Source organism: Faecalicatena contorta (assembly GCF_001404335.1).
GTDB classification, from domain to species: domain Bacteria; phylum Bacillota; class Clostridia; order Lachnospirales; family Lachnospiraceae; genus Faecalicatena; species Faecalicatena contortus_B.
The window spans coordinates 79096-103636 of sequence record NZ_CYZU01000008.1 but is presented as its reverse complement, the minus strand read 5'-3'; the positions used below and the strand labels follow the sequence as shown (position 1 = coordinate 103636).

Annotated in this window: 24 protein-coding genes and 1 pseudogene; 21 read left to right on the top strand and 4 right to left on the bottom strand. The window is 50.1% G+C overall.

All coding sequences use genetic code 11. From position 1 onward, the window contains the following. The first annotated feature begins 17 nt into the window (after nucleotides 1-17). The 15 genes from ARB69_RS06025 to ARB69_RS05960 all read left to right on the top strand — a co-directional run bounded on the left by ARB69_RS06025 (nucleotide 18) and on the right by ARB69_RS05960 (nucleotide 16849). Nucleotides 18-1628: a recombinase family protein gene (locus ARB69_RS06025; protein WP_002605633.1), complete on the top strand. Its 1611-nt coding sequence runs from the start codon at nucleotides 18-20 to the stop codon at nucleotides 1626-1628. 21 nt (nucleotides 1629-1649) lie between these two features. After that, the gene (locus ARB69_RS28430) at nucleotides 1650-1811 is read left to right on the top strand and encodes a Maff2 family mobile element protein (RefSeq protein ID WP_083487031.1); all 162 of its coding nucleotides are present in this window, start codon (nucleotides 1650-1652) and stop codon (nucleotides 1809-1811) included. Nucleotides 1812-1896: 85 nt separating this feature from the next. Continuing rightward, on the top strand, nucleotides 1897-2748 hold the full coding sequence (locus ARB69_RS06020; RefSeq protein WP_003502113.1) for a VirB6/TrbL-like conjugal transfer protein, CD1112 family: 852 nt from the start codon (nucleotides 1897-1899) through the stop codon (nucleotides 2746-2748). A gap of 10 nt (nucleotides 2749-2758) precedes the next feature. Continuing rightward, the gene (locus tag ARB69_RS06015) at nucleotides 2759-3307 is read left to right on the top strand and encodes an MT-A70 family methyltransferase (protein ID WP_002604480.1); all 549 of its coding nucleotides are present in this window, start codon (nucleotides 2759-2761) and stop codon (nucleotides 3305-3307) included. Between the two features lies 1 nt (nucleotide 3308). Further along, the gene (locus ARB69_RS06010) at nucleotides 3309-3701 is read left to right on the top strand and encodes a PrgI family protein (RefSeq protein ID WP_002604479.1); all 393 of its coding nucleotides are present in this window, start codon (nucleotides 3309-3311) and stop codon (nucleotides 3699-3701) included. Continuing rightward, the gene (locus ARB69_RS06005; protein WP_002604478.1) at nucleotides 3661-6057 is read left to right on the top strand and encodes a VirB4-like conjugal transfer ATPase, CD1110 family; all 2397 of its coding nucleotides are present in this window, start codon (nucleotides 3661-3663) and stop codon (nucleotides 6055-6057) included. The genes ARB69_RS06010 and ARB69_RS06005 overlap by 41 nt, the downstream gene beginning before the upstream one ends. Further along, a complete protein-coding gene (locus ARB69_RS06000) occupies nucleotides 6054-7010 on the top strand; it encodes a DNA-methyltransferase (RefSeq protein ID WP_002604477.1) in 957 nt (318 codons plus the stop codon). Before ARB69_RS06005 ends, ARB69_RS06000 begins: the two co-directional genes overlap by 4 nt. Continuing rightward, complete coding sequence (locus ARB69_RS05995) at nucleotides 7007-8977, top strand: C40 family peptidase (RefSeq protein ID WP_002604476.1); 1971 nt, start codon at nucleotides 7007-7009, stop codon at nucleotides 8975-8977. The genes ARB69_RS06000 and ARB69_RS05995 overlap by 4 nt, the downstream gene beginning before the upstream one ends. A gap of 13 nt (nucleotides 8978-8990) precedes the next feature. Beyond that, nucleotides 8991-9713: a phosphoadenosine phosphosulfate reductase family protein gene (locus ARB69_RS05990; RefSeq protein WP_002604475.1), complete on the top strand. Its 723-nt coding sequence runs from the start codon at nucleotides 8991-8993 to the stop codon at nucleotides 9711-9713. Between the two features lie 6 nt (nucleotides 9714-9719). Then, entirely contained in the window at nucleotides 9720-9986 is a 267-nt protein-coding gene (locus ARB69_RS05985; protein WP_002584965.1) for a DUF4315 family protein, read from the top strand. Beyond that, a complete protein-coding gene (locus tag ARB69_RS05980; protein WP_002584964.1) occupies nucleotides 9976-10725 on the top strand; it encodes a DUF4366 domain-containing protein in 750 nt (249 codons plus the stop codon). Before ARB69_RS05985 ends, ARB69_RS05980 begins: the two co-directional genes overlap by 11 nt. Beyond that, on the top strand, nucleotides 10722-12797 hold the full coding sequence (locus tag ARB69_RS05975) for a type IA DNA topoisomerase (protein WP_002584963.1): 2076 nt from the start codon (nucleotides 10722-10724) through the stop codon (nucleotides 12795-12797). The genes ARB69_RS05980 and ARB69_RS05975 overlap by 4 nt, the downstream gene beginning before the upstream one ends. Beyond that, nucleotides 12794-13162 carry a cysteine-rich VLP domain-containing protein gene (locus tag ARB69_RS05970; RefSeq protein WP_002584962.1) on the top strand — a complete coding sequence of 123 codons (369 nt, stop codon included), beginning with the start codon at nucleotides 12794-12796 and terminating at the stop codon, nucleotides 13160-13162. The genes ARB69_RS05975 and ARB69_RS05970 overlap by 4 nt, the downstream gene beginning before the upstream one ends. Before the next feature lie 125 nt (nucleotides 13163-13287). Beyond that, on the top strand, nucleotides 13288-16635 hold the full coding sequence (locus ARB69_RS05965; protein ID WP_002584961.1) for a YodL domain-containing protein: 3348 nt from the start codon (nucleotides 13288-13290) through the stop codon (nucleotides 16633-16635). A 4-nt stretch (nucleotides 16636-16639) separates the two neighbouring features. Beyond that, nucleotides 16640-16849: a transposon-transfer assisting family protein gene (locus ARB69_RS05960; RefSeq protein ID WP_002584960.1), complete on the top strand. Its 210-nt coding sequence runs from the start codon at nucleotides 16640-16642 to the stop codon at nucleotides 16847-16849. A 201-nt stretch (nucleotides 16850-17050) separates the two neighbouring features. On the opposite strand, the gene ARB69_RS05955 is transcribed toward ARB69_RS05960, so the two are convergent. The 3 genes from ARB69_RS05955 to ARB69_RS05945 all read right to left on the bottom strand — a co-directional run bounded on the left by ARB69_RS05955 (nucleotide 17051) and on the right by ARB69_RS05945 (nucleotide 19233). Beyond that, a complete protein-coding gene (locus tag ARB69_RS05955) occupies nucleotides 17051-18385 on the bottom strand; it encodes a relaxase/mobilization nuclease domain-containing protein (RefSeq protein WP_002584959.1) in 1335 nt (444 codons plus the stop codon). Further along, on the bottom strand, nucleotides 18346-18675 hold the full coding sequence (locus ARB69_RS05950; protein WP_002584958.1) for a plasmid mobilization protein: 330 nt from the start codon (nucleotides 18673-18675) through the stop codon (nucleotides 18346-18348). The genes ARB69_RS05955 and ARB69_RS05950 overlap by 40 nt, the downstream gene beginning before the upstream one ends. A 201-nt stretch (nucleotides 18676-18876) precedes the next feature. Further along, entirely contained in the window at nucleotides 18877-19233 is a 357-nt protein-coding gene (locus tag ARB69_RS05945; RefSeq protein ID WP_002584957.1) for a helix-turn-helix transcriptional regulator, read from the bottom strand. A gap of 398 nt (nucleotides 19234-19631) precedes the next feature. On the opposite strand from ARB69_RS05945, the gene ARB69_RS05940 reads away from it, so the two are divergent. From ARB69_RS05940 to ARB69_RS27630, 6 genes are all read left to right on the top strand, one after another. Continuing rightward, entirely contained in the window at nucleotides 19632-19817 is a 186-nt protein-coding gene (locus tag ARB69_RS05940; RefSeq protein WP_003431289.1) for a cysteine-rich KTR domain-containing protein, read from the top strand. Between the two features lie 16 nt (nucleotides 19818-19833). Then, nucleotides 19834-20817, top strand: a complete 984-nt coding sequence (gene rlmN, locus ARB69_RS05935; RefSeq protein ID WP_002584956.1) for a 23S rRNA (adenine(2503)-C(2))-methyltransferase RlmN — start codon at nucleotides 19834-19836, stop codon at nucleotides 20815-20817. Between the two features lie 473 nt (nucleotides 20818-21290). Continuing rightward, nucleotides 21291-21728, top strand: coding sequence for a sigma-70 family RNA polymerase sigma factor (locus ARB69_RS05930; protein WP_002604474.1), 438 nt, complete (start codon nucleotides 21291-21293; stop codon nucleotides 21726-21728). Continuing rightward, nucleotides 21712-21954, top strand: a complete 243-nt coding sequence (locus tag ARB69_RS05925; protein ID WP_002604473.1) for a helix-turn-helix domain-containing protein — start codon at nucleotides 21712-21714, stop codon at nucleotides 21952-21954. Before ARB69_RS05930 ends, ARB69_RS05925 begins: the two co-directional genes overlap by 17 nt. A gap of 458 nt (nucleotides 21955-22412) precedes the next feature. Continuing rightward, complete coding sequence (locus ARB69_RS25830) at nucleotides 22413-22586, top strand: transposon-encoded TnpW family protein (protein ID WP_002604472.1); 174 nt, start codon at nucleotides 22413-22415, stop codon at nucleotides 22584-22586. A gap of 77 nt (nucleotides 22587-22663) precedes the next feature. After that, nucleotides 22664-24337 carry a recombinase family protein gene (locus ARB69_RS27630; RefSeq protein WP_002604471.1) on the top strand — a complete coding sequence of 558 codons (1674 nt, stop codon included), beginning with the start codon at nucleotides 22664-22666 and terminating at the stop codon, nucleotides 24335-24337. Between the two features lie 7 nt (nucleotides 24338-24344). Here ARB69_RS27630 and ARB69_RS27625 read toward each other — a convergent pair. Beyond that, nucleotides 24345-24530, bottom strand: a pseudogene (locus ARB69_RS27625) (recombinase family protein); the annotation flags it as partial. Between the last annotated feature and the right edge of the window lie 11 nt (nucleotides 24531-24541).

Below are 24541 nucleotides of genomic sequence, written 5' to 3'. Positions count from 1 at the left end.
CGGAAATGGAGGACACTATGTTAAGACAGACCACCCGAAACCTTATTACCGCCCTTTATCCGAGATTATCCCACGAGGACGAGCTGCAAGGTGAGAGCAATTCTATTTCAAACCAGAAGCGTATTCTTGAAACCTATGCGAAGCAGAACGGCTTTTCCAATCTGCAATGGTACACAGATGACGGTTATTCTGGGGCGAACTTCCAAAGACCCGGTTTTCAAGCCATGCTTGCGGACATTGAAGCCGGAAAAGTCGGCACCGTTATCGTCAAGGATATGTCACGGTTAGGGCGAAACTATCTGCAAGTGGGAATGTATACGGAAATGATTTTCCCACAGAAAGGCGTCCGCTTTATCGCTATCAATGACGGAGTGGACAGCGCACAGGGCGACAATGATTTTGCCCCTCTGCGGAACATTTTTAACGAATGGCTGGTGAGAGATACGAGCAAGAAAATCAAAGCAGTAAAACGGTCTAAGGGTATGAGCGGGAAGCCCGTCACGAGCAAACCCGTATACGGCTACTTTATGGACGAGGACGAAAATTTTATCATTGACGGGGAAGCCGCCCCTGTTGTGCGGCAGATTTACAGCTTGTGCCTTGCCGGGAACGGGCCGACCAAGATAGCCCGTATGCTCACAGAGCAGGAGATCCCCACGCCGGGAACGCTGGAATACCGTCGGACGGGAAGCACCCGCCGCTACCACCCCGGCTATGAGTGCAAGTGGGCGACCAATACCGTGGTACATATCCTTGAAAACAGGGAGTACACGGGCTGTCTGGTAAACTTCAAGACGGAGAAGCCGTCCTACAAGACCAAGCACAGCGTAGAGAACCCCATTGAGAAACAGGCGATTTTCGAGAACCACCATGAGCCTATCATTGACACCCAGATGTGGGAGCGTGTGCAGGAGTTACGCAAGCAGCGCAAACGCCCGAACCGCTATGATGAAGTGGGCTTATTCTCCGGCATACTCTTTTGTGCCGACTGCGGCAGCGTCCTTTACCAGCAGCGTTACCAGAACGCCACCCGCAAGCAGGATTGTTATATCTGCGGGAGCTACAAGAAGCGTACCCGTGACTGTACGGCGCACTTTATCCGCACCGACCTGTTGACCGCCGGAGTGACCGACAATCTGCGGAAAGTCACCAGCTATGCAGCGAAGCACGAAGCCCGGTTTATGAAGCTGCTGATCGAGCAGAACGAGGACGGGGGCAAGCGCAGGAACGCCGCAAGGAAAAAGGAGCTGGAAGCCGCCGAGAAGCGTATCAGCGAGTTATCCGCTATCTTCAAGCGGCTGTATGAGGACAGCGTGACCGGGCGCATTTCAGACGAGCGTTTCACGGAGCTGTCGGCAGACTATGAAGCCGAGCAGAAAGAACTGAAAGAGAGAGCCGCCGCTATCCGGGCAGAGCTTTCCAAAGCGCAGGAAGCCACGGTAAACGCAGAAAAGTTTATGAATGTTGTCCGCAAGTACACCAGCTTTGAAGAACTTACCCCTACCCTTTTGCGTGAGTTTGTGGAGAAAATCGTTGTGCATGAGTGCAGCTATGACGAGAACGGCACACGCAGACAGGACATTGATATTTATTACTCTTTCGTTGGCAAGGTAGACCTGCCCGAATGACCGCCCGACCTATCCGGCGCAATGCGCAAACGCCGGATAGGAACGGCAAAATTTTTTACACTTCTACTACTTCTTTATCACACATCAGCAAAGTCGCAGGGCATGAAACAGTTGATGGCGGGCGGCGGCGTTGCCCTTATCGGCCTTACCCTTGTCCCGCTGCTCTCCGGCCTGTTTGGATAATGCCACAAACTAACACTACCCGCCGCGCTCTCCCGCTTCACGCGGGAGGGCGCGGGAAAGGAGGGATTAGCTTTTGATATGGCAGATGATTGAAGATTGGTTTCGCGGCATTTTGACAGACGGAATACTCTCTAATCTCTCCGGGCTGTTCGACAGCGTAAATACAGAGGTTGGAGAAATCGCAACGCAAGTCGGCACAACCCCCGCCGGGTGGAACGCGGGCATATTCAATATGATACGCAGCCTATCGGAAAACGTCATTGTGCCGATTGCGGGCGTTATCATTACCTTTGTCATGTGCTACGAACTAATCCAGCTTGTAATTGAGAAAAACAATCTGCACGATCTCGACACTTGGATTTTCTTCAAGTGGATTTTCAAAACCTTTGTTGCGGTGCTGCTGGTAACAAATACTTGGAACATCGTCATGGGCGTATTTGACATTACACAGAGCGTCGTCAACGACAGCGCGGGCGTTATCATATCCGACACAAGCATAGATATTGCAACCGTTATCACCGATATAGAAGCAAAGCTGGACGCTATGAGCGTCGGCGGGCTTTTGGGGCTATGGTTTCAATCACTCTTTGTGGGGCTTACCATGAAAGCGTTGTCTATCTGTATCATGCTGGTGGTGTACGGGCGCATGATTGAAATATACCTTGTAACGAGTATCGCCCCTATCCCCGTTGCGACAATGGTAAATCGTGAATGGGGCGGCATGGGACAGAACTACTTAAAATCCTTGCTTGCCCTCGGTTTTCAGGCTTTTCTAATTCTTGTGTGCGTCGGTATTTATGCGGTTTTGATACAGACAATCGCAGCAACCGATGACATATCCGGCGCGATCTGGTCTTGCATGGGCTATACCGTCCTCTTGTGTTTTACGCTTTTCAAAACGGGAAGCCTTGCAAAATCCGTATTCAGCGCGCATTAAGGGGGTGCAGATGAAGAAATACAAAATCATTTACGCCGATCCCCCTTGGAGATACGCGAGAAGCAAGGTACAGGGCGCAGCGGAAAAGCACTATCCCACTATGAGTATTGAGGAACTTTGCGCTTTACCCGTCAAAGAAATTGCGGATAAGGACTGTATTTTATTCCTATGGGCGACGTTCCCGCAGCTTAAAGAAGCGTTGCAGTTAATCAAGGCTTGGGGATTTACCTATAAATCCGTTGCCTTTGTATGGTTAAAGCAAAATCGGAAATCGCCCACTTGGTTTTATGGCTTGGGCTTTTGGACGCGAGGAAATGCGGAAATCTGCTTGCTTGCTACCAAAGGACACCCGAAGCGACAATCAAACAAGGTACATCAATTTATTATTTCCCCTGTTGAGCAGCACAGCAAAAAGCCGGATATAACGCGGGAAAAGATACTTGCCCTTATGGGCGACCTACCGCGTATTGAACTGTTTGCAAGGCAGCATACCCCTGGTTGGGACGTATGGGGAAATGAAATCAAAAGCGACATACGGTTTGCCGGAAAGGAGGTTTGAAATGGCGTATGTAACCGTCCCAAAGGATTTAACCAAAATCAAGAGCAAGGTAATGTTCAACCTTACCAAAAGACAATTACTCTGTTTCGGCGCGGCGGTGGCTATCGGGCTACCGCTATTCTTTTTGACAAAGGACAGCGCGGGAACGACAACGGCGGCTTTGTGCATGGTGCTTGCCATGCTGCCCATGTTCCTACTCGCTATGTACGAGAAGAACGGGCAACCGCTGGAAGTGATTATACGGCAATTTGTGGAAGTGAAGTTTCTTCGCCCCAAAGAGCGACCTTATCAGACCAACAATTTTTATACCGCCCTTGCGCGGCAGGAGCGATTAGATAAGGAGGTACGGGCGATTGTCAAAGGAAAAGGGAAAGACCCAAAACAAAAAGCGTAAACTTACGCGGCAGGAAAAGAAACAGATCGACGCGCTTATCCGGCAGTCAAAGGGCGACGGGAAGCCCCATACGGCGCAGGACAGCATACCGTTTGAACGAATGTATAAGGACGGGATTTGCCGCCTTGCAAACGGGCGGTATTCCAAGTGCATTGAGTTTGAAGATATTAACTATCAGCTTGCGCAGCCGGACGACAAGACCGCCATTTTTGAAGCCCTTTGCGATATGTATAACTCTTTTGACGCTTCTATCAGTGTGCAGCTTTCCTTAATCAGCCGCCATGCGAACAAGGAGGATTTCAAGAGCAGTATCACGATTGCCCCACAGAATGACGACTTTGACAGTATCAGAGCCGAATACACCGAAATGCTGCAAACACAGCTTGAACGCGGCAACAACGGGCTTATCAAGACAAAGTTTCTCACCTTTACCATTGAAGCAAAAGATATTAAATCGGCGCGGGCGCGGCTTGCCCGTATCGAAACGGACACCCTCAACCATTTTAAGGTGATCGGCGCGGCGGCGCGGGTATTGGACGGGAAGCAGCGGCTTGAAGTGCTGCATGGGCTTTTCCACCCGGACGGGGAACGCTTCAACTTTGCGTGGGAATGGCTACCCGTAAGCGGCCTTTCCGTCAAAGACTTTATTGCCCCGTCCTCTTTCCGTTTTGGCGACGGGCGAATGTTTCAAATGGGCGGGAAGTTTGGCGCGGTTTCCTTTTTGCAGATTGCCGCGCCGGAACTTTCAGACCGTATGCTTGCCGACTTCATGGAAGCGGAAAACGGGATTGTCGTCAATCTGCACATTCAGAGTATCGACCACAACGAAGCGATCAAGACGATCAAGCGGAAAATCACCGACCTTGACCGTATGAAAATCGAGGAACAGAAAAAGGCAATCCGCAGCGGCTACGATATGGATATAATTCCGTCCGACCTTGCCACCTACGGCGGCGAAGCGAAAAACCTTTTGCGGGATTTGCAGAGCCGGAACGAGCGAATGTTTTTGCTTACGCTGTTAGTTTTGAATGTGGCAGACACAAAGCAGAAATTGGACAACGACGTATTTCAGGCCGCAAGTATCGCACAGAAATACAACTGTATGCTCACCCGCCTTGACTACCGGCAGGAACAGGGGCTTATGTCCTCTATCCCATTGGGCGAAAACCTAATCCAAATCCAGCGGGGCTTGACGACTTCCAGCACCGCCATTTTCGTCCCCTTTACGGTACAAGAGCTGTTCCAAAGCGGCGAAGCGTTGTATTACGGCTTAAACGCATTATCGAATAACATGATTTTGTGCGACAGGAAAAGGCTGAAGAACCCTAACGGCTTGATACTCGGCACACCCGGCAGCGGCAAGAGTTTTTCGGCAAAGCGCGAGATCACCAACGCTTTTCTCATTACCGCAGACGATATTATCATTTGCGACCCGGAAGCGGAATATTACCCCCTTGTGGAACGGCTGAAAGGGCAGGTTATCAAGGTTTCGCAGAACAGCACGCAGTACATTAACCCGATGGATATAAACCTCAATTACAGCGAGGGCGACACGCCCATAGCCTTAAAGAGCGATTTTATCCTTTCCTTTTGCGAGTTGATTATGGGCGGCAAAAACGGGCTGGAAGCGGTTGAAAAGACTTTGATTGACCGCGCCGTTATCAGCGTGTACCGCAGCTACCTTGCAGACCCGAAGCCGGAGAATATGCCGATTTTGGGCGACCTCTACAATGAAATCAAGAAGCAGCCGGAAAAGGAAGCGCAGCGTATCGCGTCGGCATTGGAACTCTATGTAAATGGCAGTTTGAACGTGTTTAACCACCAAACAAACGTTGACATTCACAACCGCCTTGTCTGCTTTGATATTAAAGAACTCGGCACCCAGCTACGAAAACTCGGTATGCTCATTGTCCAAGATCAAGTTTGGAACAGAGTTACCATAAACCGCAGCGAAGGCAAGGCGACGCGGTACTATATCGACGAGTTTCATTTGCTGCTCAAAGAGGAACAGACCGCAGCGTACAGCGTTGAGATTTGGAAGCGTTTTAGAAAATGGGGCGGTATTCCGACAGGTATCACCCAAAACGTGAAAGATTTGTTATCGTCCCGCGAGGTGGAGAACATTTTTGAAAACAGCGATTTTGTGTATATGCTCAACCAAGCCCAGGGCGACAGGGAAATCCTTGCAAAGCAGCTTAACATTTCGCAGCAGCAAATGACCTATGTAACCCATTCCGACGCGGGCGAGGGGCTTATCTTCTATGGCAACGTGATTTTGCCCTTTATTGACCGTTTCCCGCAAGATACGGAACTCTATCGTGTAATGACGACCAAACCCGGCGAGGTGTCGGCATGAGGATAGAAATGGACAAAATCTATTGCGGCGACAGCTTGCAGGTGCTTCAAACCTTGCCGGAAAATGCAGTTGATTGTTGCGTAACGTCCCCACCCTACTATGCCTTGCGGGACTACGGCGCAGACGGGCAGATCGGACGGGAAGCAACGCCGGAGGAATATGTTTCCCGTATTACGGCGGTATTCCATGAGGTAAAGCGGGTGCTTACGCCGGAGGGTACTTGTTGGCTGAATATCGCGGACACTTATTGCGGCACAGGCAGCAAAGCCGACCACCAAGACCCCAAATACCCCAAAGGCAGGAACGGGCAGCAAGTGGCGTTTAACCACCGCGCCCCCGGCTGCAAGCCCAAAGATTTAATTGGTATTCCGTGGCTTGTAGCCCTCGCCTTGCGGGGCGACGGTTGGTATTTGCGCAGTTCTATCATTTGGCACAAAACAAACCCCATGCCGGAAAGCACGCGGGACAGGCCGACCCGCTGCTATGAATATGTGTTTCTGCTTACCAAGTCAAAGAAGTATTATTACGATTGGCAAGCAGTAGCCGAGCCGATAGCCCCCACAACGGCGGGGCGGCTGAAAAGCGGAGTTAGCAAAGGAAATAAGTATAACGTTACTGTTCCGGGGCAAAACCAACCGCAGAAAATCAACCGCCCCCGCGAAAAGGGCGCATACGCCGACGAGTTGATTTCTCCCGTCCGCAGCCGCCGCAACGTTTGGCAGATTAACAATGTCGGCTATCATGGCGGGCATTTCGCAGCGTTCCCGCCGAAACTTGCGGAAACGTGCATTTTGGCGGGCTGTCCCATCGGCGGGATTGTCCTTGACCCCTTTTTCGGCAGCGGCACGACGGGCATGGTAGCAAAACGGCTTAACCGCCGCTATATCGGCATTGAGTTAAACCCCGACTATTGCGAACTTGCAAAACAGCGGATTGGAGGTGATGAAGATTGAGCAAGGAACTGAAAGCCCCCGACAAGGTAACGCAAAAAATGACCCGCGACGGTGCGGTTGCGGAAAACCTCACGACGGGCGAAACGTCCAGTATCAGCGAAAGGCCGCAGGAAGAAAACTATTCAGCCCCCGCAGGGGTGGCAGCGGAAAAGGTTGTGCAGCATATCGGCGCAGAGATTGAGCGACACGCAGCAAAAGGCGCGGAGAAAAAAGCCCTTGACGCGACGCAGCCTAAAACCCATTCTTCCCGCTTGCAGTTTTCCGAAGCGGAACGGGCAACGCCGGAACTTCAAAAAGCGATCAAGAAATCGGATAAGGCGGCAGACTGTTTAGACGCAGCGCGGGCGGCTATCCCCAAGCAGACCAAAATCAAGAAAGAGCGCGTTTTTGACGAAGCGAAAGGCAAGGCAAAGACGCGCCTTTCCTTTGAAAAGACGGATAAGCCCCCAAACGGCAAGTTGCGGCATAACCCCTTATCCCGTCCGGCACAGGAGTTAAACAGTACCGTACATGGGAAAATCTACGAGGTAGAGAAAGAAAACGTCGGTGTGGAAAGCGGGCACCGGGTAGAACTTGCCGGAGAGAAAGCGGGCGGCATGGCGGCGCGGGCAGTTAAGGGCGGCATACGCCGCCATAAGCTGAAACCCTACCGGGCAGCGGCGGCAGCGGAAAAACAAGCGGTAAAGGCAAACGCAGATTTTCTCTATCAAAAGGCGTTGCACGATAACCCCGCGCTTGCGCACTCCAACCCCATTTCCCGTTTTTGGCAGAAGCAGCGCATTAAAAAGCAGTATGCAAAAACGCTGAAAGCGGGCGGCAAAGCGAAAAAAACCGCTGAAGCCACCGCAAAGGCGGCGAAGAAAACCGCGCAGGAAACCAAACGGGCGACGTTCTTTGTTGTCCGGCATTGGAAAGGCTGCTTGATTGTGGGCGGGATTGCCTTTATCGTGCTGCTGCTTTTCGGCGGGCTGTCCTCTTGCTCCCTCTTTGGCGGCAACAGCGGCAGCGGCTTGATTGCGTCGTCCTATCTCTCCGAGGACGCGGATATAACGGGCGCGGAAAGCGCGTATGCCGCTATGGAAGCCGAGTTACAAGATATGCTGGACAATATCGAAAGCGAATACCCCGGCTATGACGAATACCGGGTAAACGCGGACGAGATCGAGCATGACCCCTATGTGCTAATTTCTATCCTTTCCGCGTGGCATGAGGGCGTGTTTACACTCGATGAAGTGCAAAGCACCCTTGAAATGCTCTTTGAGAAACAGTATATCTTGACGGTCGAGGAAGAAGTACAGGTACGCTACCGCACCGAAACAAGGACGGACAGCGAGGGCAACCCCTATACGGTTGAAGTCCCCTATAACTATTACATTCTTCATGTGGATTTGGAAAACTTCAACCTCTCCCATGTCCCCGTTTACATCATGGGCGAAGAACAGCTATCCATGTACGCTATGTATATGTCGTCGCTGGGAAACAGACCCGACCTTTTCCCGCAATCCGGCTATGTGTCTAAATACTATGAAAACCCGCCCGCCGATTATGAAGTACCCGCCGCGCTGCTGGGTTCCGATGAAAAGTTTGCGCGGCTCATGGAGGAAGCAGATAAATACGTCGGTTTTCCCTATGTGTGGGGCGGCAGCACCCCGGAAACCTCTTTTGATTGCAGCGGCTTTGTGAGTTATGTGTTGACGAACAGCGGCCTATACAATACGGGCAGACTTGGGGCGCAAGGGCTTTACAACATCTCAACCCCTGTTTCTAACCCGCAGCCGGGGGATTTGGTGTTCTTTACGGGTACATACGACACCCCCGGCGTTTCCCATGTGGGGATTTATGTGGGCGAGGACGGGGACGGAAGCCCCGTCATGCTGCATTGTGGCGACCCTATCCAGTATTCAAAGCTGGACACCAGCTATTGGCAATCCCACTTTTACGCCTACGGGCGGTTAAATTACAATTAAAAGGAGTTGAAAAATGAATATTGTATCTTTTGGCGGCGGCACGAATAGTGCCGCCTTACTTATTGGCCTATACAAGCACAAAATCCCGATTGACCTTATCACCTTTGCCGATACGGGCGCGGAACACCCGCATACCTATCAATTTATCGAGATAATCAATCAATGGCTTGCGGAACACGGTATGCCGCAGATTACCGTTGTGCAGTATGTTGACCGCTACGGCAACCGCCTATCTCTTGAAACCGAGTGCTTGCGCTCTCATACGCTCCCGTCGATTGCCTACGGGCATAAGCGTTGTTCGCAGAAACACAAAATCGCACCGCAGGAAAAGTTTTGCAACCACTATGCGCCTTGCCGCGAAGTATGGCAGCGCGGCGAGAAAGTCAACCGCTATATCGGCTATGACGCGGGAGAAGTGAAACGGTATGAACATTCCCGCAAGTACAACGAAGCCGACAAAAAATATCATAACCGCTACCCCCTCATTGAAGAATGGGGCTGGAACAGGGACGATTGTATCCGGGAAATCAAAGCGGCAGGATTGCCGCAGCCGGGTAAATCGTCCTGTTTCTTTTGTCCGAGCATGAAGAAACAAGAGATTTTATATCTCAAAGAACACTATCCCGATCTATTTAACCGGGCGGCGACTTTGGAAGAAAACGCTATGCCCTATCTTAAAACCGTTAAGGGATTGGGGCGCAGCTATTCATGGAAAGAACAGTTTGGAAAGGAGTAAATGACTATGGCGAACACGAAACTTGACCGTATCGAAAGGGATATTGAGAAAACGAGGGCAAAAATCCTTGAACAGCAAAAGAAGCTGAAAGACCTTGAAGCGCAGAAAGTCGAGGAAGAAAACGCGCAGATCGTGCAAATGGTAAAGGCGGTACACCTTGACGGGACGCAGCTTGCCGCGTTCCTCTCCGCTTACGCCAGCGGCGAAATCACCTTGCCGCAGCCGGAAGCCACTTACCCCGCCGAACAGGAGGACAACGACAATGAAGAATAAAAAGATAATCCGAAAGTTTACCGTATTGCTTGCCGCACTGGTTATCATGTGCGGCTTTTCTGTTACCGCTTATGCGGGCGGTGGCGATGAAAGCGACGACACGCCTACCCCCGTAACCGAGGAAACCCCCGCGCCGGAAACCGAGCCGGAAGAAACGACGGGCGGCTATGAGCCGCAGCCCCTTACCCCGGACGGGAATATGTCCCTTGTGGACGATATAACGGGTGAAGCGTCCGGCGACAAGCAGTTTATCACCGTCGTTACCAAAAGTGGCAACTATTTTTACATCATCATTGACCGCGCCGAGGACGGGGAAAATACCGTCCATTTCCTTAACCAAGTGGACGAAGCGGATTTAACCGCCCTTATGGAGGACGGGCAGACCGAAGCCCCCGTTTGTAGCTGCACCGATAAATGCGTTGCCGGAAGCGTCAACACCGCTTGCCCGGTTTGCAGCGTCAACATGAGCGAGTGCGCGGGTGTGGAAGCCGAGCCGGAGCCGGAAGAAACCGAGCAGCCGCCGGAAGAAGAAAAAGGCGGCGGCATGGGTATTCTGCTTGTCGTGCTGCTTGTTGCCGCAGCGGGCGGCGGCGCGTTCTACTACTTTAAGATTTTGAAGCCCAAAAAGGACGCGGCGAAAGGCAGCAGCAGCCTTGACGACCTTGATTTTGACGAGGACGACGAGGAAACGGAAGTAGTCGAAACCGAACAGACCGAGCAGGAGGACGATAATCTATGAAACTTGTAATTGCAGAAAAACCGAGCGTCGGGGCGGCGATTGCCGCCGTTATGGGCGCGAATGAAAAGCGCAGCGGATATTTTGAGGGCGGCGGCTACCTTGTGTCGTGGTGTATCGGGCATTTGATTAGCCTTGCAGACGCGGCGACCTACAATGAACAATTCCGTAAATGGAAGTACGACGATCTTCCCATTGTCCCGCAGGAGTGGCAGTTTATTGTTGCCAGCGGCAAGGAGCAGCAGTTTTCCATTCTCAAAGACCTTATGCACCGCAGCGACGTTACCGAGATTATCAATGCTTGCGACAGCGGGCGCGAGGGGGAACTCATTTTCCGCTTTGTCTATGAACAGGCGAATTGCAAAAAGCCCTTTTCCCGCCTTTGGATTAGCAGCATGGAAGCAAGTGCAATCCGCGAGGGCTTTTCAAATCTCAAAGACGGGCGCGGCTATGACAACCTCTATCAATCCGCGCTTTGCAGAGCAAAGGCCGATTGGCTCATTGGCATTAACGCGACCCGCCTTTTCTCTATCCTCTACCATAAAACATTGAATGTCGGCAGAGTGCAAACGCCCACCCTTGCTATGCTGGTAAACCGCGACTATGCAATCAGCAGCTTTAAGAAAGAGAAATATCATGTCGTCCGGCTGGACGTTGGCGGCGTTGCCGCCCTTTCCGAAAGGCAGGACGACGAAGCGGCGGCGCGGCAGATGAAAGCGGCTTGCGAGAAATCGCAGGCCGTTTGTACTTCCCTTAAAAAAGAGAAAAAGACCGCAGCCCCGCCGAAACTGTTTGACCTCACCGCCTTGCAGCGGGAAGCAAACCGTTTGTATGGGTTTACGGCGAAACAGACCCTTGACTATGCGCAAGCCCTTTATGAAAAACGGCTTTTGACCTATCCCCGCACCGACAGCAAATATATCACTTCCGATATGGAGGGCAGCACAAAGGAACTTATCACCGGCCTTTGCGCTGCTCTCCCCTTTATGCAGGGCGTGAAGCTGCAAGCCGACCTTGCGAGGATTTGCGACAACAGCAAAGTAACCGACCATCACGCCATTTTGCCGACAGCGGAGTTTGTGAAAACGGGCTTTTCTTCCCTTGCCGAAAGTGAGAAAAAGCTAATGACCCTTGTGTGCGCAAAACTGCTTTGCGCCGTTGCCGCGCCCTATGAGTATGAAGCGGTTACGGCGGTTTTCACTTGCGGCGGCTATACCTTTACCGCAAAGGGCAGGACGACGCTTTGCGAGGGTTGGCGCGAGATTGAAAGACTATCCCGCGCCGCGTCCGGGGAACAGGACGAGGACGCAGAGCCGGAAGCGGTTTTACCCCCGCTTGCCGAGGGGCAGACCTTTGACAATCCGGCAGCGGAGATCTCCGAACGTTACACGCAGCCCCCAAAGGCATTTACCGAAGATACGTTACTTTCGGCTATGGAGAGTGCGGGAAAGGAGGACACGCCGGAGGACGCGGAGCGCAAAGGGTTAGGCACCACCGCGACGCGGGCGGGTATCATTGAAAAACTCATTAGCGCGGGCTTTGCCGAGCGCAAGGGCAAAAAGCTAATCCCCACAAAGGACGGGTATAACCTTGTCGCTATTCTGCCCGACAGCCTTACGTCCCCGCAGCTTACGGCAGAATGGGAAACGCGCCTTACCGGGATTGCAAAGGGCAGCGACAGCCCCGCCGACTTCATGCGCGGGATTGAGGAAATGACAGCGGGGCTTGTCAAGACCTATTCCGCGATTTCCGAGGATAAAGCGAAGCTGTTTACCCCGCAGCGGGAAGCAATCGGCACTTGCCCCCGTTGCGGCGCGGCGGTTTACGAGGGCAAGAAAAACTTTTACTGCTCCGACAGGGCTTGCAGCTTTGTGATGTGGAAGAATGACCGCTTTTTTGAGCAGCGCAAAAAGGCTTTCACAAAGGCGATTGCCGCCGCCCTTTTGAAAGACGGAAAGGTAAAAATCAAAGGTATGTACTCGACCAAGACGGGAAAGACCTTTGACGGAGTTGTGCTGCTTGCCGACACAGGCGGCAAGTATGTAAACTTCCGCGTCGAGCAGAACCGAAAATGATAAGGCTTGATGAAAAGCAATACCGCGCCGTAAAGAAAATGACCCGCGCCGCTTGTGCAAACAACGATTGCGGGAATTGTCTGCTGCTGGACGACGGGGAAACTTGCGTTTGTGTGCAGAGTATCAGCTATTCGCTGCTATGCCGCTATTTCCGCGAAGCGGTATTACCCGCCGACAGGCAGCTTTGCGAACAGATCACCCGCAGCGGGGAAACCGATTTGAAGCGTTGCGCGGTATGCGGCAGCACGTTTGCGGCGGGCAGCAACCGGGCGAAATACTGCCCCGATTGCGCGGCAAAGATACGCCGCAGACAGAAAGCCCAAAGCGAGAGAAACAGGCGTTTACGGATAAAAACAACTACATAGCAAGCACAGCAAACGAGTACCCGTTTGCGAGAAATGCCCGCGCTTCCCATAGAGAGCGCGGGCATTTTGCTTGTTGGGATAGTCCCAAACCCTTATATGACCGAGAAAGGACGTGATGAAAGAATATGCCGTATTCCTCATACGACCATGACAAATTAGAAGCCGCCGAAACCATGCGGATAGAACGCCGGATATATTTTGAAGCAAAGGACAGGGAGATTGCCCCTTATGCTTCCTTGCCGATTGCGCAGCTACTTTCCATGCGCAGCGAAAGCGCGGCGGCAGAACAGGCGATTTTTGACGACCTTAAAGAACGCGCCGCCGCATGGGAAGAACAGGCGGGAAGAACGCTTTTGCTGGATAAAACACTTGAATATGTGAGAACGCCGCACGTCCAGCACACCGCTAACGAGTGGCAGACCACCGAGCATAACCGCCATATTCGCAGCAATCGGGTATATCAGATGAATTACTACATTTACGAGAATACCCGCTACGACAAAGAAGCGCAGAAATCTATCCCGTATTCATGGACGCTTACATGGAGCGTGCGCACCAACAGCCCAAGCAGAACCCAAGCGAAGATTGCCGGACAAGATAGAAAGGTTTTCACCGACAAGGCAGCTATGGAAAAGTATCTGAATGGGCGTATCAAAGCGTATGACCGCTTGTTTACGGAAATCTCCCCGCCTATCCCGCAGGAGTACGCCGACTATTTCAAAGTAAACGGTATGCTCATGCCGGACTACACCATAGAGGGCGAAGAACCCCCGCAGCAGCAACAGGCGGCAGCTATCCCCGAAAATACCGGGCAGGAAAAGGAGCGTGAACACATGAGCGAACAGTTTTCTATTATGATAGGCAACCGCAGCCGCTTTGACGCGGGCGACCCCGGCGGCTATTGGTTGGATATGCCCGCCACAAAGGAGCAGTTGCACGAAGCTATGCGGAACGTCGGCATTACCGCCGACAACCCGCAGGATTTTTCCATTCGCGGCTATTCCGACGACCCGGAGAAACATATTGCCTTGCCTTATGAAATGGTATGCGCCGCCGACGTGGACGAACTCAATTTTCTTGCGGCGCGGCTCGAACAGCTTGACCCCGCCGAGGTTGGCAAGCTGAACGCAGCTTTGCAGCAGAAAAACGGGCTTGCAAATATTGGACAGGTAATTGACTTCACCTACAACGTGGATTTTTACGTCCATATCCCCGAAGTACATAACTACCACGATTTGGGCGACTATTACTTAAATCAATCCGGCATGGTACAAATGCCCGAAGAATGGAAAGGCGGCATTGACCTTTCTACTTTTGGCAGGAACGCTGCCGCGCAGGAAAAAGGCGCGTTTACCGAGTACGGCTATATCGTGGAAAGCGGCGACGAGTGGGAACGGCAGTTTGAGGGGCGCGAAGTGCCGGAAGAATACCGCATTATGAGTTACCCGCAGCCGGAGCGCGGCGAACAGGACAAAGCCTATATGGACGCAGCCGAAACGCAGCAAGCAGACGCACAGGCCGCAGAGCCGCAGCAGCCCCGCCCCGTCGTCCCCATTATCCTTACTTCCGAAAAGCCCGCCGAAAAGGTAAAGGAGATCACCGCGCGTTTGGAACAGGGCGTACAGGCGATTTTTGACAGCGACCGCTACAAAGAGTTTCTAACCGCTATGTCAAAGTTCCATGATTATAGTTTGAATAACACTATCCTAATTGCTATGCAGGGCGGCAATTTGGTAATGGGCTTCCGTCAATGGGAAAAGGAGTTTGACCGCCATGTAAAGAAAGGCGAGAAAGGCATTAAAATCTTTGCCCCCGCGCCCTACAAGGTGAAAAAGCTGGTTGATAAAATCGACCCCGAAACGAGAAAGCCCATGCTTGACCGCGAGGGAAAAGTGGTAAAGGAAGAAAAGGAAATCACCGTCCCCGCCTTTAAGGTTATAACCGTCTTTGATATTTCGCAGACCGAGGGCAAGGAGTTTCCCGACCTTTCCGTTAAACCGCTGCTTGCCGATGTGGAGCAGTACGAGGATTTTTTCGCCGCCCTTGAAAAAGCGTCCCCCGTCCCGATTGCATTTGAGCAGATCACAAACGGCGCAAATGGGTATTTCAGTTTGACCGACAAGCGTATTGCAATCAAAGAGGGCGTGAGTGAATTACAGGCGGTAAAGACCGCCATTCACGAAATCGCCCATGCGAAGCTGCACGACGTAGACTTAAACGCCCCGCCGGAGCAGCAAAACCGCGTTGACCGCCATACCTGCGAGGTAGAAGCGGAAAGCGTCGCTTATACGGTTTGCCAGCATTTCGGCCTTGATACTTCCGATTACTCTTTCGGCTATGTGGCTGGTTGGAGCAGCGGCAAGGAAATGACCGAGTTAAAAGCGTCCCTTGAAACAATACAGACCACCGCAAAGGAACTCATTACCGAGATTGAGGGGCATTTTACCGAGTTGCAGCAGCAGCGGCAAGCCGAGCAGGAGCAGGGCGATACCTTTTCCATTTATCAGTTAAAGCGCGGGGACGAAACAAGGGACTTGCGCTTTGAGCCTTATGACCGTCTGCAAGCGGCTGGACTTACCATTGACCGGGTAAATTATGAACTCGTCTATACTGCACCGCTTACAAAGGATATGACGCTGGGCGACATTTGGGAAAGGTTTAATATCGACCACCCCGCCGACTTTAAGGGGCATAGCCTTTCCGTTTCCGACATTGTTGTGCTTCATCAGAACGACGAGGACACCGCCCACTATGTAGACAGTATCGGTTTTCAGCAAGTGCCGGAGTTTTTGCAGGAGCAGCAGACCCCCGTATTTGACAAGCTGCCGCCCGAACAGCAGCAAGCCTTGTCCGACACCGTACAAGACACTTTGCAAATGCTGGTTGACGCAGACAAGCGGATTTATGGCGACGTTACGGGCAAGACCCTTGAAGCAATCGCGGCGCAAGGATATTCCTACAAGGACGGGCAGCTTGAAAAGCAGCAGCCGGAAGCGACCCCCGACAGCCTTTTGACGGGTGAAACCGTTAGAACGCCGAGGGGCAATTTTCATATTACCGATATGAGCCGTGAACAGATCGAAGCGGCGGGATTTGGTTTTCACCATGCGTCGGAGGACGGGAAGTATCTCATTATGGGGAATGGCACACAGGCTTATGCCATAGCCGCCGAGCAGCCGCAGCGGGATAATCCCTTAAAGCACGTCGAGGACACCATAGAGCAGAACGACAACAATTTTGACGGGCTTATCAACAATACGCCGCAAACGCCCACCGTTGCAGATTTTGAGCAGCGGGCAAAGGCGGGGGAAGCGATTTCCGTTACCGACCTTGCAAAAGCGGTAAAAGCCGAGAAACGGGAACAGCCGCAGAAAAAACCGTCCATTTTGAAGAAGCTGGACGAATACAAGAAACAGGCGGCGCAGCAGCCGAAAGATAAACAGAAAGAGCATAAAAAGGATTTGGAGGTTTGATAGCATGAATACCCGCTTTACCATTGAGGAAGAAAACATTGTTGCGATCTACGCCGAGGACAGCCGGGAAACAACGCTTGAAAATATCCTTGCCGCCATGCCCTACATGGACGAGGATATGCGCCAGCTTGCCGCCGCAGCGGTGAACAAGCTGCAAGCCATGACGGACAGCGAGTTTTCCGAAAGGGAGTTTATCTTGACCGACGAGGAATAGCCCATAGAGAACAGGGGCGCGGTTGCCGATTTCCGGCACCGCGCCCCTGTTCTTTTTTTGTCCTTGCGTGGACAATTAGAAAGCCGTTTTTGCGGGTTTGAATATACTTTATCGTCTATGTCGTTTTCATGCGCTGGAAGCCGCAGAAACACAGGCGTTTTCAGCCCTTAACATTCCACTTGCCACCCCATGTTTTGCGCCTTATCGCTCCTGCTCCCGCGCCCTGCTTTGGGACGGGTAAAGAATACTATCGACGTTCTTTTTGACAACGCCGTATTCCTGCATTTGCTTCTTGGCTTGCCGATAATCTTCATACAATTTGGTTTTCCTGTCGTTTAAGCTTCTATACTCCTTGCGCAGCGCGGCGAGATCGGGCAGCTTCTTTATCTGCATTTCCTTTAATGCCCTTGCCGCAGCTTCAAACAGGATAATTTCGCTTTCATGCCCCCGCAGATACTTTTCCTTGTCCGGCGATTTTCGGTATTCATCGTAAATCGGTTTTAACTGTCGGTATGTGGTGGTGTGCTTGATAAGCAGCGACAAATCAGACATACGCTGTTCCACTTCCTTAACCGCCTTTGCCGCCGCGTCATGAGCGGTCATAATATCGGCTATCTTGCTTTCAAGTTCGCTATAATACTCAATCTTGTTTTCGGTTAGGAAGTTCATGCTTTTAGCAGCCTGTTTCAGATTATGGATTTTTGCCCACCGTTCATAGCCCGCCGACTGTTGGGCTTTGATACTGTTTTCAAGATCGACGACAAGCCGGATTTTCTTATCTTCCCGCAGCGTTTTTGTTTTGGCAACATACACGCCCTTGATACGCTCCTTTATCGCTTCTTCCGTATAGGCCGCGCCGAGCGTCTTTGTGCGGGTAAACCGTTCCTGTCCGGCAGCGCGAAAGGAAATGTATTTGCCCTGTTTGATTTCATACCCCATTTCCTGCAAGCGGCGCAGCAGTTCGTCAAAATCTTTCACTTGGGGAATGAGAGTATCTATCGCCGTTTTCAGCTTTGCTTTGTAGCTTGTCCCTTGCTTTTCGGCGGTGTATTCTGCATAGCTTTTTCCCTTGTCCTGTCCCGGTACGACGACGGATAGCCCATGCTCTTTACATATCCTGTCGCTGGTGCGCCGGATAAAGTGATAGCTTTGCTTGTTGGAATGGTACTTTTTGTAGTCAACGAAGCTAACCGCGTTGAAAATCAAGTGATTATGCAGATGGTCTTTATCGACGTGAGTTGTCAAAACAAACTCATACTTGCCGCCTAATACCGCCCCGGCAAGTTCCATGCCGATTTTGTGCGCTTCTTCCGGTGTGGTTTCTCCCACCGCAAAGGATTGTATCAAGTGCCGCCCTAAATGTGTGCCGCGATCTCCGGCAGCTTCCCGCGTCCATGCAAACTCAATATCGGCGGTTTCCAGCCCGCAGCCGAAAGAGGACGCAAGCAGCTTCCCGTCTGTCTTTTCGGGATTTAAGATATAGTCTATCGCAGCCTTTAAGGTTGATTTAATAGGGTGCGTCTTTGTAACCGCCATATCTCGTCCACCGCCTTTTTAATGTCCTCTATATCCTGCCTGTAAACCGTCCCCGTCGCATTGGCGCGTTTTGCAATTTGGTTGATGTTCCGGCTCACCGCTTGCAGTTCCCGGATATATGCTTTTGTGTCGCTTCGGTCAACGACAAGAATATACCCGTCTATCGCCATTTTACGGAAGTATGCCCCATACTGCTTTATGGGAAGCTGCTTCATCTTCTCGTCGATCAGCCGCTTTTCTTCTTCCGTAACGTAAAACTTCATCTGTATATTTCTCTTTCGGTTTTCCATTTCCGCACCGCCTTTCGGTATAAGGGTTTGGGATTATCCCAACAAGCATTTTCCGCAAACGGGTACTCGTTTGCTGTGCTTGCTATCTACTCCATACCCCCACCGAAAGGCGGTATTTGTTGCGCGTTCCTTTGATTTTGGACGCAAAAAAAGATTGCAGCCGCCATGCGCTGCAATCTCCCGATTTCTCATATTGTGAGGTTAATCCTCTGCTTTTTCGACTTCCGTTATCTCCCTTGCTGTTGCGGTTACAATCCGTATGCCTTTATCGCTCATACCGTCCAGCAGCGCGTCAAGCTGCCGCCGCCCGGTGGATTTCTCCGCATTGCTGTTCGGGAAGAAAAATTGATCTACCGAAATATGATACCGGGTTACAAGGTCATAGAATACCTGTAAACTCGGCTGTTGTCCCTTGTTCTCGATATTCGCAAGGTAGCGCGGGGAAATATATAACTCGTCGCTTACCTTTTTGCGGCTCTCGCCGTATTCATTTCTCGCGGCTTTTATAGCTGCCCCGAAAGCCTTAAAGTCGTACAATGGTACGGGTCTTTTTGCCATTTTCATTCACCCTGTTACATTTTACAGTTCACCTTTCTTTTTGGATATGTCCACACAATTCATATCATTAGGTTAAATACTTCCTGTTGTGTATTGACAGTAGACTGATTTTCTGATAAAATAAAATTTATGTAAAAGGAGGCGGCGTTTATGTTGCATAGCATGCGTATTAGATAAGCATTGAAAAAAAGGATTTTCCCATTTTCAACATGGGCTTTTTTGTCATGCTTATTTTGCGGATGCTATACAAAAAACTAACGACGTATAGATATAGTATAGACATAGTGCAAGCTATGCCTTAGTTTTGTTGTACTGCTCTGTGCATTATAAATGCAGGTCAATGCTCATGTTGAGGATTGACCTGCATTTTTTTGTGTAAAAAGGACGAGTGAAATATAATGCTTAAAAAATATTGGATAAAATGTCCGATTTGTAACGGAAAGACGAGAGTTCAAGTATTTCATAATACTGTATTAAAAGATTTTCCTCTTTTCTGCCCTAAATGCAAATTGACGCATATCATTGATGTAGAAAAATTAGAGATTGTAATCAAAAATACAGAAAAACAAACTTTTATTATTTAGAAGAAAGGATATAAAAATGAAACGTTTACCTAAATATACGCCTGCGGAAGTACGGAATGATCCATACGGATTTACTTACAAAGAAATGTCGGAAGTTATTGGCGAGAATGAAGCAAAAGCCTTATATGAAGAATTATATAAGCAATTACCACGCAAAAAAAATCTATCAATGTTGGTAAAAAATATTTGCAAAAGCAGTGATACTGAAAAGTATGTTTACGAACTGAAAGACAACAAATACATTGAAACGGTTTTTATCAAGCGGCGAGATGGTGGAACTGTTTGCGTGAGCACACAAGTCGGTTGTCCTGTTGGTTGTATTTTTTGTGAGTCCGGGCGAAATGGCTTTGTTCGTAATCTAACATCGTCAGAAATCGTACAACAGATTATATTGTTGCGTCGAAAAGTAAACCGTATCGTTTTTATGGGTATGGGAGAGCCTTTATTCAATTATGACAACTTGATAAAAGCAATCCATATTCTCCGAGATAGATATGGGCTCAACTTTCCAACCGACGGCATTACCATATCAACAGTTGGTCCGGTCGATCAATTAAAAAAATTGCGCGAGGAACATCTTAAAATTCAGTTGACAATATCTTTACACGCAGCAACACAATCTGCAAGAAATCGTATTATTCCTCACATGCGCATATATGCTATTGAAGATGTTGTTAAGCAAGCCTTATCCTATTCTGAAAGGCATAATCGCAAAATTGTCTTTGCGTATTTGCTTTTACCGGGTATAAATGACCGGCCCTCAGATGTAAGACAACTTGCAAAATGGTTTCGGGGCAAAAAAGTTATGATTAACGTGTTACAATACAACCCAACAAGCAATTCAAGAATTAAAGCACCACAGAAACGGGAAATAGTTGCATTCAAACATCAATTAGAGCAAGCAGGACTTGAAGTTACTATGAGAGTTTCTCATGGCAGAGAGATTAACGCGGCTTGTGGACAGTTAGCTAACACATATAATAAATTCAAAAAAAAATGATTAAAAGTGCCAGACGCATAGACGCAGAGCCGATAACGCATTAGGTCAAAAAACCTATGTGTTATCGGCTTTTTTATTTAATATTGCGCAAAAGCCGCTGTTCCCTATTATAGAATGGATTGCGGGTAGTGTATTAAAGTCGCCCTTTTTTAAGGATACGGCGGTATCGGGGAGGTATCGCCGTGTCCATTTTTATTTACTGTAACCCGCCTAATGCTTTGCGGTCAAAAAAAGCTATGCTCCGCAAGCGGGATATTCCGGCTATGAATGTGAACTGTCAATACATTTAGCTACTGCTTACATTTCCTTTGCGCCCGTCCGCGTCTTGCGGACGGGCGCATTTTGCTTTTTTCAACTTTTTTCTGAAAAGCGCACTCAAGAGCCATCTCCCGAACGGGTACGGAGCGAAAGGGGCAGAGAGGACAAGCCCTTAACTCCCGTCCTCTACTCCACGCGGGAAGGAGGTGAACTCTATGGAGCTATCTTCTTCCGACAAGGAAAGAATACAACATCAGTACGACGCATTAGCAAAGAAAACTTTGGTCGGCGAAGCGAAAAGCCACCGCCGCACTCTTGCGAAACGCGCAGCACGCGAAGTTACTTTTTCGGATTTGAGCGAAAGCGAACTCGCGCAGCTTTTCACAACGGACGAATACGAAAGCGATTATTTCCGTTTTCAAGTGTCCGGCTTTGATGTACTCGTCAAAAATGAACTGCTTGCCGAAGCCCTTAACGCTTTGCCCGAAAGGAAACGCGACATTATCCTTTTGTCCTACTTCTTGGATATGAGCGACGCGGAAATTGGCGAACTGCTGAATGTTGTACGCACGACGGTTTTCCGGCACAGGAAATCCGCGCTTGCGAAAATCAAACAGTATTTGGAGGGAAAAGCAGATGATGAATACCGTTAGGAAGTCTGAAAATCTGTTGCCGTTCCCTGTCATTTCCGCAGCGGCAAACGGCGACACAACCGCCATGTGCGCGATCTTGAAGCACTACGAGGGTTACATAGCGAAACTTTGTACCCGCACGCTGAAAGACGACGCGGGCAATACCTATTCCTATGTGGACGAGGAAATGCGTAACAGGCTGCAAGTGCGCCTTATTACCCGCACCCTTGCTTTTCATGTAGGATAATCTTTTAGCCCATGCGGGGAGCGTGTCCCCTTTCCACGCTTCCCGTTATGGGCTATTTGTCGTTCCGCAAAAGCATATCCGCTGTTGATGTGCTTTTGCAGGCCGACAAAGCCTATTGTTCTTTGACAAAGAAAGCGGCCTTTGGTGCGCAGCATAACAGGCAAACGGGTACATTCCGTCTGTACCGAGCCAGTCGGCGGGTACGCCATGACAGCTTTTCCCCATAGGGGAAAAGCCGAGCGAGAACTACCGCGCCGTAAAACAGGTTTAGCAGCTTGTGGGCGACGACATACAAGGCGGCACAATGATACTCCCGCGTTGAACACCCTCAAAGTATTGCGCGGCGCACCCATAAGCATGGGCCGGGGTGAAACTCCCGTGAGGTTGCAGCTAACAACCGCCCGTTTTTGCCTTTTGACGAATATAGTTTATCCATACAGGAAAAGGAGGTTTTTCTAATGGATAAAAAACAGACAATTACAACCGAACGCAAAATAGGGAAAATCACCTATCTTGTTCAAGCGTTGCCGAGTGAAAAGGCAACCGATACAATCCATAAAAAGATTGAGAAACTCATTGTAAAGGATTTGCAGAAAAAGCCCGGAAATCCGGGATTTTTAGCGTCCGAGTAGTGCATTAGGCGGCGGGATATGGTATAATGATAGCAACACATTATACCTGTTTATTCGGCTGTCGGAAAGGAGGACTAATGTTACAGTCGAATAAAATCACCGCCCTTTACTGCCGTTTAAGTCAAGAGGATATGCAAGCCGGAGAAAGCGGAAGCATACAGCACCAAAAAATGATACTTCAACGCTATGCGGACGAACACCATTTTTTGAACACAAAGTTTTTTGTGGACGACGGATTTTCCGGCGTGAGTTTTGAGCGCGAGGGGCTGCAAGCGATGTTGCAGGAAGTGGAAGCCGGACGAGTGGCGACGGTCATTACCAAAGACCTTTCCCGTCTTGGCAGAAACTATCTGAAAACGGGCGAACTCATAGAGATTGTATTTCCCGAAAACGGAGTACGCTATATCGCGATCAACGACGGAGTTGACACAGCGCGGGAGGATAACGAGTTTACCCCCTTGCGGAACTGGTTTAACGAGTTTTACGCCCGCGACACAAGCAAGAAAATCCGCGCAGTTAAACAGGCACAGGCGCAAAAAGGCGAGCGCGTCAACGGGGAATATCCATACGGCTATATCCCAGACCCGAACAACCGCCACCACCTTATACCCGACCCGGAAACCGCGCCGATTGTCAAACAGGTTTTCGCTATGTTTGTTAGCGGCGTGCGTATGTGCGAAATCCAAAAATGGCTTGCGGAAAACAAAGTCTTGACGATTGGAGCGTTGCGCTATCAGCGTACAGGACAGGCGCGGTATCAGCGGGCAATGATCGCCCCCTATACTTGGCCGGACAAAACGCTCTATGACATATTAGCAAGGCAGGAATATTTAGGGCATACCATAACCGCGAAAACTCACAAGGTATCCTACAAGTCGAAAAAGACCCGGAAGAACGAAGAAGAACAACGCTATTTCTTCCCAAACACCCATGAGCCGCTTGTTGACGAGGAAACCTTTGAACTTGCGCAAAAGCGGATTGCTACCCGCCACCGCCCGACAAAAGCAGCGGAGATTGATATTTTTTCCGGCTTGCTGTTTTGCGCTGGTTGCAGACATAAGATGTATTACCAACAGGGCGTAAATATCGAGCCGCGCAAGTTTTCCTATTCTTGCGGCGCATGGCGCAACAGGGCAAGGACAGGCAGCGAGTGTACCTCTCATTATATCCGCAAAAACGTACTTCTTGATTTAGTGCTGGAAGATATGCGGCGGGTTTTGCGGTATGTTAAGGAACACGAACAGGACTTTATCTGTAAAGCTACCGAGTACGGCGACATGGAAGCGAGAAAGGCATTAGCGCAGCAGCAAAAGGAACTTTTCAAAGCACAGGCGCGTATGACCGAACTTGACACGCTTTTCCGCAAGCTGTATGAGGACAACGCATTAGGCAGACTGACAGATGAACGGTTTGTGTTTCTAACTTCCGGCTATGAGGACGAAAAGAAATCCCTTGCCGCAAGGATAGACGAGTTACAACAGCAGATCGCAACCGTTACCGAGCGAAAAAGGGATATATCAAGGTTTATTCAGATTGTCGGGAAATACAGCGACATACAGGAATTGACCTATGAAAACGTCCATGAGTTTATCGACCGTATTTTGATACATGAATTAGACCGGGAAACCAACACCCGGAAAATCGAAATCCATTATAGCTTTGTCGGACAGGTTGATACCGAGCAGGAGCCGACGCAAGTTGTCAACCATGACCGCCGCAACATGGTAGATGTAAAAAGTATCGCTATCTAACCCCAGCAAAGTTCGCACCAGAATAACCGTCGTCCGTGTACCAGCGCAGATTGGAAAAGCCGTTCTGCTTTGCATAGGTTTCAAGGATACGCTTCTGATTGGAAATGGAATTGCTCTCGCCTTGCAGCTCGTCCTCATGGGAAAGTCTTGGGTAAAGGGCGGTAATTGGTTGTTGGTTGGTCTGTCTTAACATAAAATCCTCCG

What these genes read in the sequence shown, in the direction of transcription:
- ARB69_RS06025 (WP_002605633.1), top strand. Translation starts at nt 18, where the DNA reads ATGTTAAGACAGACCACCCGAAACCTTATTACCGCCCTTTATCCGAGA.
- ARB69_RS28430 (WP_083487031.1), top strand. Translation starts at nt 1,650, where the DNA reads ATGCGCAAACGCCGGATAGGAACGGCAAAATTTTTTACACTTCTACTA.
- ARB69_RS06020 (WP_003502113.1), top strand. Translation starts at nt 1,897, where the DNA reads ATGATTGAAGATTGGTTTCGCGGCATTTTGACAGACGGAATACTCTCT.
- ARB69_RS06015 (WP_002604480.1), top strand. Translation starts at nt 2,759, where the DNA reads ATGAAGAAATACAAAATCATTTACGCCGATCCCCCTTGGAGATACGCG.
- ARB69_RS06010 (WP_002604479.1), top strand. Translation starts at nt 3,309, where the DNA reads ATGGCGTATGTAACCGTCCCAAAGGATTTAACCAAAATCAAGAGCAAG.
- ARB69_RS06000 (WP_002604477.1), top strand. Translation starts at nt 6,054, where the DNA reads ATGAGGATAGAAATGGACAAAATCTATTGCGGCGACAGCTTGCAGGTG.
- ARB69_RS05990 (WP_002604475.1), top strand. Translation starts at nt 8,991, where the DNA reads ATGAATATTGTATCTTTTGGCGGCGGCACGAATAGTGCCGCCTTACTT.
- ARB69_RS05985 (WP_002584965.1), top strand. Translation starts at nt 9,720, where the DNA reads ATGGCGAACACGAAACTTGACCGTATCGAAAGGGATATTGAGAAAACG.
- ARB69_RS05980 (WP_002584964.1), top strand. Translation starts at nt 9,976, where the DNA reads ATGAAGAATAAAAAGATAATCCGAAAGTTTACCGTATTGCTTGCCGCA.
- ARB69_RS05975 (WP_002584963.1), top strand. Translation starts at nt 10,722, where the DNA reads ATGAAACTTGTAATTGCAGAAAAACCGAGCGTCGGGGCGGCGATTGCC.
- ARB69_RS05970 (WP_002584962.1), top strand. Translation starts at nt 12,794, where the DNA reads ATGATAAGGCTTGATGAAAAGCAATACCGCGCCGTAAAGAAAATGACC.
- ARB69_RS05965 (WP_002584961.1), top strand. Translation starts at nt 13,288, where the DNA reads ATGCCGTATTCCTCATACGACCATGACAAATTAGAAGCCGCCGAAACC.
- ARB69_RS05960 (WP_002584960.1), top strand. Translation starts at nt 16,640, where the DNA reads ATGAATACCCGCTTTACCATTGAGGAAGAAAACATTGTTGCGATCTAC.
- ARB69_RS05955 (WP_002584959.1), bottom strand. Translation starts at nt 18,385, where the DNA reads ATGGCGGTTACAAAGACGCACCCTATTAAATCAACCTTAAAGGCTGCG.
- ARB69_RS05950 (WP_002584958.1), bottom strand. Translation starts at nt 18,675, where the DNA reads ATGGAAAACCGAAAGAGAAATATACAGATGAAGTTTTACGTTACGGAA.
- ARB69_RS05945 (WP_002584957.1), bottom strand. Translation starts at nt 19,233, where the DNA reads ATGGCAAAAAGACCCGTACCATTGTACGACTTTAAGGCTTTCGGGGCA.
- ARB69_RS05940 (WP_003431289.1), top strand. Translation starts at nt 19,632, where the DNA reads ATGCTTAAAAAATATTGGATAAAATGTCCGATTTGTAACGGAAAGACG.
- rlmN (WP_002584956.1), top strand. Translation starts at nt 19,834, where the DNA reads ATGAAACGTTTACCTAAATATACGCCTGCGGAAGTACGGAATGATCCA.
- ARB69_RS05930 (WP_002604474.1), top strand. Translation starts at nt 21,291, where the DNA reads ATGGAGCTATCTTCTTCCGACAAGGAAAGAATACAACATCAGTACGAC.
- ARB69_RS05925 (WP_002604473.1), top strand. Translation starts at nt 21,712, where the DNA reads ATGATGAATACCGTTAGGAAGTCTGAAAATCTGTTGCCGTTCCCTGTC.
- ARB69_RS25830 (WP_002604472.1), top strand. Translation starts at nt 22,413, where the DNA reads ATGGATAAAAAACAGACAATTACAACCGAACGCAAAATAGGGAAAATC.
- ARB69_RS27630 (WP_002604471.1), top strand. Translation starts at nt 22,664, where the DNA reads ATGTTACAGTCGAATAAAATCACCGCCCTTTACTGCCGTTTAAGTCAA.